This is a genomic window from Arthrobacter sp. Y3225116 (assembly GCF_059091245.1).
The window spans coordinates 1-7,276 of sequence record NZ_JBNHGL010000145.1 but is presented as its reverse complement, the minus strand read 5'-3'; the positions used below and the strand labels follow the sequence as shown (position 1 = coordinate 7,276).

At 69.5% G+C, this 7,276-nt stretch carries 8 protein-coding genes and 1 pseudogene; all 9 read left to right on the top strand.

From position 1 onward, the window contains the following. Positions 1-523 (top strand): annotated as a pseudogene (locus AC5RV2_RS12510) (ribonuclease E/G); the annotation flags it as partial. Positions 524-998: 475 nt separating this feature from the next. After that, complete coding sequence (gene rplU, locus AC5RV2_RS12505; RefSeq protein ID WP_493977453.1) at positions 999-1,307, top strand: 50S ribosomal protein L21; 309 nt, start codon at positions 999-1,001, stop codon at positions 1,305-1,307. Positions 1,308-1,362: 55 nt separating this feature from the next. Beyond that, positions 1,363-1,623: a 50S ribosomal protein L27 gene (gene rpmA, locus AC5RV2_RS12500; protein WP_136785451.1), complete on the top strand. Its 261-nt coding sequence runs from the start codon at positions 1,363-1,365 to the stop codon at positions 1,621-1,623. Positions 1,624-1,748: 125 nt separating this feature from the next. Continuing rightward, on the top strand, positions 1,749-3,299 hold the full coding sequence (obgE, locus tag AC5RV2_RS12495; protein ID WP_494092597.1) for a GTPase ObgE: 1,551 nt from the start codon (positions 1,749-1,751) through the stop codon (positions 3,297-3,299). Next, complete coding sequence (gene proB / locus AC5RV2_RS12490) at positions 3,289-4,422, top strand: glutamate 5-kinase (protein ID WP_494092598.1); 1,134 nt, start codon at positions 3,289-3,291, stop codon at positions 4,420-4,422. Before obgE ends, proB begins: the two co-directional genes overlap by 11 nt. Before the next feature lie 82 nt (positions 4,423-4,504). Next, complete coding sequence (locus AC5RV2_RS12485) at positions 4,505-5,821, top strand: glutamate-5-semialdehyde dehydrogenase (protein WP_494092596.1); 1,317 nt, start codon at positions 4,505-4,507, stop codon at positions 5,819-5,821. A 123-nt stretch (positions 5,822-5,944) separates the two neighbouring features. Continuing rightward, on the top strand, positions 5,945-6,178 hold the full coding sequence (locus tag AC5RV2_RS12480) for a hypothetical protein (RefSeq protein WP_494069155.1): 234 nt from the start codon (positions 5,945-5,947) through the stop codon (positions 6,176-6,178). 45 nt (positions 6,179-6,223) lie between these two features. Further along, positions 6,224-6,868, top strand: coding sequence for a nicotinate-nucleotide adenylyltransferase (gene nadD / locus AC5RV2_RS12475; protein WP_494001261.1), 645 nt, complete (start codon positions 6,224-6,226; stop codon positions 6,866-6,868). A gap of 34 nt (positions 6,869-6,902) precedes the next feature. Continuing rightward, positions 6,903-7,276 (top strand): hypothetical protein (locus AC5RV2_RS12470; RefSeq protein ID WP_494092595.1); only part of this gene is annotated, 374 nt, incomplete at its 3' end.

The window sequence follows — 7,276 nt, the reverse complement described above, 5'->3', positions numbered from 1 at the left end:
CGATCCCGGCGTGGCACCTGCCGTGCCCGCGGCATCGGCCGGCGACGGACCCGAAGCCGCCGTGCTGGAGATCAACGGAGAGACAGTGGCCATCCCGCGCGCCGTGCACAGCCCGGCGGCCGCCCCGGAAGAGCCGTCGCTGACCTTGGAGAGCCTCACCGAGGCCTTCAACAAGGTAGCGCCGGTGGAGAAACCGGAGCCGACCACGGTGGAGGCATCCGTGGCTGCCGAACCGCAGGCTGCGCACGGCGATGCCCCGGCCGCGAAGGCCGCCGAACCGGCCGCTCCGGCACCGGCCGCCGTCCGCAAGCCGCGCCGCCGTCGTGCCGCCAGCAGCCCCCAGGGTGCCGCCGACGCTCCCGTCCAGACCGTGGATGCCGCCCTCCCGGCGGAGAACAACGGCGGCCACCGCCACGCCGCCACGGCCCCGGCCGCGTCAGCGCTGGCCGAAGCGGCAGCGGACAAGAATGAAGCCGCCGCTCCGGTGGTGCTGGGTGTAGGAGTACCGGCCTCGGAACTGTAGGCACCGTCGCATGCCGGGCAGGCCGCGGACCGCATCGGTTCCGCGGCCTGCCTGCGTCCGGGGCGGCTGTGTGGCTGGCTCCGGCTGGGCTGCCTGGTGCACGCTCCGGCCGGCCGGCAGGTGGCCGAGGCCGCCGTCTCTAGGCCATTTCCTGCCGCGGAATCCCTGCACGCCGTGTCGCGGCGGCGAAATGCACGCGCCTGGCCGGCCTGGCCGGTAGTATTATCAGGTGCGCCCGAGCGGATTGCAGTCCGCCCGTGCCAGGAGAAGATGACGCCAGAGCCCGTCCCGGCACCCCCGGAGCCCGCTGGTTTGCGGCTGATAGCCGTAATAGCGTAATCTAGATCTTCGGTGCGTACGCCTTCGAAGGGTTTCCACCCGCAGGCGCGGATGCACAGTGCTTTCCAGGCCGTCACGTCGTGCCTGCGTATTCGAGCAAAAACTGTAATAAACGTCTAGAGAAGTGAGTTCCCAAGTGGTGTACGCGATTGTCCGCGCCGGCGGCCGCCAAGAAAAGGTTTCCGTTGGAGACCTCGTGACCCTTGACCGCGTCCCCGGCGAGGCCGGTAGCACCATCGAGCTGCCTGCTCTGCTCCTGGTCGACGGCGACAAGGTCACCTCTGCTGCCGATGCTTTGGCCAACGTCAAGGTCACCGCCGAGATTGTCGAAAATCTCCGCGGCCCGAAGATCGTTATCCAGAAGTACAAGAACAAGACCGGCTACAAGAAGCGCCAGGGCTACCGTTCTGCACTGACCAAGGTCAAGGTCACCGACATCGCGTAAGCGGTCGGCTGACTTATAGTAAACGTTCCTTCAGAAACAAAGGTAGGCAAATCAGATGGCACATAAGAAGGGTGCGAGCTCCACTCGCAATGGTCGCGATTCCAACGCACAGCGCCTTGGCGTGAAGCGCTTCGGTGGCCAGGTAGTTTCCGCCGGCGAGATCATCGTCCGCCAGCGCGGCACGCACTTCCACCCCGGCGCCAACGTGGGCCGTGGCGGCGACGACACGCTGTTCGCCCTCGAGGCCGGTGCCGTTGAGTTCGGTACCCGCCGCGGACGCCGCGTCGTGAACATCGTTGCTGCCGCTGCGGAGTAATCCAAGCAGCTAACAGCTTTCCAGTGAGGCGGGCCGTCGGTCCGCCTCACTGGTGTTTTAACCAGACTAGAATCACTGGTGGGCCGTTTCGGTTCGCGCCCACCGGCACAGAGGAGATCGATCACGTGGCAACATTTGTTGACCGGGTAGTCCTGCATGTATCCGGCGGATCCGGTGGCCACGGTTGCGTCTCCGTCAAGCGCGAAAAGTTCAAGCCGCTGGGCGGGCCCGACGGCGGCAACGGCGGCAACGGCGGCGACGTGATCCTTCGCGTGGACCCCCAGACCACCACCTTGCTGGACTACCACCACGCCCCGCACCGGCACGCCACCAACGGCGGCCCGGGGATGGGGGACTGGCGCGGCGGCAAGAACGGCGCCACGCTGGTGCTGCCCGTCCCGGACGGCACCGTGGTCAAGACCAAGAACGGTGACGTTCTCGCCGACCTCGTGGGCGAGGGCGCCGAGTTTGTTGCCGCCGCCGGCGGCCAGGGCGGGCTGGGCAACGCCGCGCTGGCATCTGCCAAGCGCAAGGCACCCGGATTCGCCCTGCTGGGCATTCCGGGCGATGAGCGGGACATCGTCCTCGAGCTGAAGTCCATCGCCGATGTGGCGCTGGTCGGCTTCCCGTCCGCGGGCAAATCGAGCCTGATCGCGGCCATGTCCGCCGCCCGGCCCAAGATCGCCGAGTACCCGTTCACCACGCTGGTGCCGAACCTGGGCGTGGTCCAAGCCGGCGACATCCGTTTCACCATCGCCGACGTGCCGGGCCTGATCGAGGGTGCCAGCGAAGGCAAGGGACTGGGCCACAACTTCCTGCGCCACGTGGAGCGCTGCGCCGCGCTGGTGCATGTACTGGACTGCGCGGCGCTGGAAGCCGACCGCAACCCCCTTGCCGACCTCGAGATCATCGAGCGGGAACTGGAACAGTACACGGTGGACATGAGCTACGCGGGCGCCGACGGCGACGTGGTCCCGCTGAACCAGCGGCCCAAACTGGTGGCGCTGAACAAGGTGGACGTGCCCGACGGCCGCGACATGGCTGAATTTGTGCGCCCCGAACTGGAAAAGCGCGGCTACCAGGTGTTCGAAGTCTCCGCCGCCACGCATGAGGGCCTGCGCCAGCTCGGCTTTGCCATGGCCGGGATCGTCGCCGCCGCCCGCGCCGAAGCGAAGGCCGCCCCGCCGAAGGTGGCTCCCGCCGTCCTGCGCCCGCGCTCCGTGAACGAGCGGGGCTTCATCATCCGGCGCGAGGAAAAGAACCTGGAACCGCTGTTCCGGGTGCTCGGAGACAAGCCGGAGCGCTGGGTCAAGCAGACCGACTTCAACAACGACGAAGCCGTGGGCTACCTCTCCGACCGGCTGGCCAAGCTGGGCGTCGAGGACCAGCTGTTCAAGTCCGGCGCCCGCCCCGGCGACACGGTGGTCATCGGCGAAGACGACGCCGTGGTCTTCGACTGGGAGCCCACCATGGCCGCCGGCGCCGAGCTGCTGTCCTCCCCCCGCGGCACCGACCTGCGCCTGATGGAGTACATCCGGCCCACCCGCGAAGAGAAGCGCGAGCAGTACCAGGAGCGGAAGGAAGCCCGGGCCGCCACCCGCGCCGAGCTCGAGGCCGAACGCAAGTCCGGCGTTTGGACCGCAGAGGAAGACAGTGACGACGACGATGCGCGCTGAGCCGGCCACGGCGGCCGACCGGACCCTGCTGGCCACGGCCGGACGCCTGGTGGTCAAGGTCGGCTCGTCGTCGCTGACTTCGGTGGCGGGGGGCATCTCCGAGGAGGCCCTGCTGTCCCTGGTGCAGGTGCTGGCCGCCCGCCGGAATGCCGGCAGCGAAGTCATCCTGGTGTCCTCGGGTGCCATCTCCGCCGGACTGGCCCCGCTGGGCCTGGCCCGCCGGCCTCGGGACCTGGCCACCCAGCAGGCCGCCGCCAGCGTGGGACAGGGCCTGCTGATGGCCCGCTACACCCAGGCCTTCGGCGCCCGCGGCATCACCGTCAGCCAGGTGCTCCTGACCGCCGAGGACCTGATGCGGCGCCAGCACTACGCCAACGCCTACCGCGCGCTGCACCGGTTGCTGCACCTCGGCGTCGTCCCCGTGGTTAATGAGAACGACACCGTGGCCACCCACGAAATCCGCTTCGGCGACAACGACCGGCTGGCCGCCCTGGTGGCCCACCTGGTCAAGGCCGACGCGCTGGTGCTGCTCTCGGACGTGGACGCGCTCTACGACGGCCCGCCCAAGGACGGCGCGCGGCGGATCCCGCTGGTGGCCCGGCCCCAGGACCTGGACGGCGTCAACATCGGCCGCACCGGCGCCGCCGGCGTGGGCACCGGCGGCATGGTGACCAAGGTGGAGGCAGCCGGGATCGCCGCCGGTTCGGGTATCCCGGCCCTGGTTACCTCGACGCCGAACGCGGCGCGGGCCCTGGCCGGCGAGGACGTGGGCACCTGGTTCGCGGCCAGCGGCACCCGCCGCCCCCCGCGGCTGCTCTGGCTGGCGTATCTGGCCTCCGTGCAGGGCCGGCTGGTACTCGACGACGGCGCAGTGCAGGCCGTGCGCGAGAAGCACCGCTCGCTGCTGCCGGCCGGCGTCGTCTCGGTCAAGGGCGACTTCGAACCGGGGGATCCGGTGGAGCTGGCCGACGGCGACGGCCGCGTGGTCGCCCGCGGCCTGGTCAACTTCTCCTCCTACGAGCTCCCGCGCATGCTGGGCCGCTCCACCCGCGAGCTCGCCGCCTCGCTCGGCCGCCAGTACGAGCGCGAAGTCATCCACGTGGACGACCTCGTCCTGCTCTGAACCACCGCGCCGGCCCGCGGCGGAGGCGTAACGTGACCTCCGTCGTCGTGCTGGGCCGCACCCACGGGCTAAAATCGAGGGTATGACCCAGACAGCCTCTTCCCAAACCACGGCCGACGAGCTCCAGGACGGCCGGAAACCGGACGCCGCCGCCGCCGTCGAGGCCATCGCGGGACGGTCCCGGACCGCCGCGCGCCGCATGGCCCGCGCCAACCGGGCCTGGAAGGACAAGGCGCTGCGGGAGATTGCCGACTCCCTGATCGCCCGGCGCGACCTGGTGCTGCAGGCCAACCGCCAGGACCTGGACGAGGGCAAGTCGAACGGCACCAGCGCCGCACTGCTGGACCGGCTGTCCTTGGACACCAAGCGCATCGACGGACTGGCCGCCGCCCTGCAGAACCTGGCCGCGCTGCCGGACCCGGTGGGCACCGTCATGCGCGGGCAGACCCTGCCGAACGGGTTGCGGCTGCGCCAGGTCCACGTCCCCATGGGCGTGGTCGCCGCCATTTACGAGGCCCGCCCGAACGTCACCGTCGACATTGCCGGCCTGGCCCTCAAGAGCGGCAACGCCGTGATCCTGCGCGGCGGCAGCGCGGCGCGGCACACCAACGTGGCGCTGCTGGGCATCATCCGCGACGCGCTGGACCGGGTGGGCCTGCCCTCCGACGCGGTGCAGAGCGTGGACGACTACGGCCGCGACGGCGCCACCGCGCTGATGCAGGCGCGCGGCCTCGTGGACGTCCTGATTCCGCGCGGCGGCCGCGAGCTGATCCAGTCCGTGGTGAACAACGCGAAGGTGCCGGTGATCGAGACCGGTGAGGGCAACGTCCACATCTACCTAGACGAATCGGCCGGCACGGAGATGGCCGTGGACATCCTGCTCAACGCCAAGACCCAGCGGCCGTCGGTCTGCAACACCGTTGAGACCCTGTTGGTGCACCGCGACGCGGCCGCCTCGGCCGACGTCCTCGCGGCGCTGGCCGGTGCCGGCGTGCGGCTGCATGTAGACGAGCGGGTGGCCGGCATCCTGCCGTCCGGCGTCGAGGCCCAGACCGCCACCGACGAGGACTGGGGCCGCGAGTACATGGACCTGGACCTGGCGGTGGCAATGGTGGATTCCGTGGACGATGCGGTCAAGCACATCCGCACCTGGACGACCGGCCATACCGAGGCCATCATCACCAACGACCTGCGCAACGCCGAGAAGTTCATCGCCGAGATCGATTCGGCGGCGGTGATCGTCAACGCCTCCACCCGGTTCACCGACGGCGGCGAGCTGGGCCTGGGCGCGGAGGTCGGTATTTCCACGCAGAAGATGCACGCCCGCGGGCCGATGGGGCTGCGCGAACTCACCACCACCAAGTGGATCGTCCAGGGCGACGGCCAGGTCCGCGACTAGGCATGTGCCGGCCGGCCTGTCCCGGCCGAATCACGGTTCCGCGCCCGGAACGCGTACCATGAGTAGGAAGCCATATCCCGTCCGCCTGCGTGCGGCCGGGCTGAAGAACCGCAAGGGAGAATCATGCTGTCTCAGGTCCTCGACGCCGCACTCGTGGCCAGCGAAGCCGCCCACGTCGAACTGCCGGTCCCCGCTTGGGCGATCGGCGCCGGTATCATGGCCGCCTTCCTGATCATGATGTTCGCCACCATCGCGTTCACCAGCGTCGGGCAGCGCCACTCGGCGGTCGAGGAGACCGTGGACCCGCACCGCCAGCATCCGAACAAGCACGATCACGGCCAGGCCTCGCGCCGCTAGCCATTCGTGTCCGCGCTGCCCGTCAAAGCCCTCAACGCCGGAGACCTGCACCTCACTTACCCGGGGCGCAAGCTCCGGCTGGGCGTCATGGGCGGAACGTTTGACCCGATCCACCACGGGCACCTCGTGGCGGCCAGCGAGGTAGCGTCGGTCTTCGGCCTGGACGAGGTGGTCTTCGTGCCCACCGGCCAGCCCTGGCAGAAGAGCGGACGCGAGGTCAGCCCGGCCGAACACCGCTACCTGATGACCGTGATCGCCACCGCATCGAATCCGCAGTTCACGGTCAGCCGGGTGGACATCGAACGGCCGGGACTGACCTACACCATCGACACGCTGCGGGACCTGCGCGCGAGGCGTCCCGACGCGGAACTGTTCTTCATCACCGGAGCGGACGCGCTGGCGCAGATCATGTCCTGGAAGGACATCGACGAGCTGTGGTCGCTGGCGCACTTCGTCGGCGTGACCCGGCCGGGCCACGAGCTGCACGACCTGGGCCGCAAGGACGTGAGCCTGTTGGAAGTTCCGGCGATGGCCATTTCCTCCACGGACTGCCGGGAGCGCGTGGCCGAGAACCAGCCGGTCTGGTACCTGGTGCCGGACGGCGTAGTACAGTACATAGCCAAGTATGGTCTCTACCGGCGCGCGCCGGACGGCGCCGTCGCCCTGAGCCAACTGCAACCAAGCCAATGAAATCAGTCGTTTACTTCTGGGTGATCAGCAAAGCATGAGCAATCAATCCCAGCCGCCGCCCAGCCGCCGGGACATCCGGCGGCAGCGCGACGGCGCCGGTACGGGTCCGGAGAACGCCTCCGGGAACGTCTCCCAGGCACCGGATGCCCAGGCAGCGGCCCCAGTCGACGGCGGGGGAGAAGTTGCCCAGGCGTCCGGCGACAGTCGGACGGAGTCCCGCGAACGCCAGGGCGAGCGGTCTTCGCAGACCCGTGCCCGCGAGCGTGAGGCCCGCCGTGCGCTCAAGACCCTGACAGCGGCGCTGCCCAAGATCCCGGCCCCCGAGCAGGAACAGATTCCCACCCGGCGCCAGCTGCGCCAACAGCAGCTGGAGCGCGAGAACCGGCTCCCCGCGTCCGGCGCCGCTCC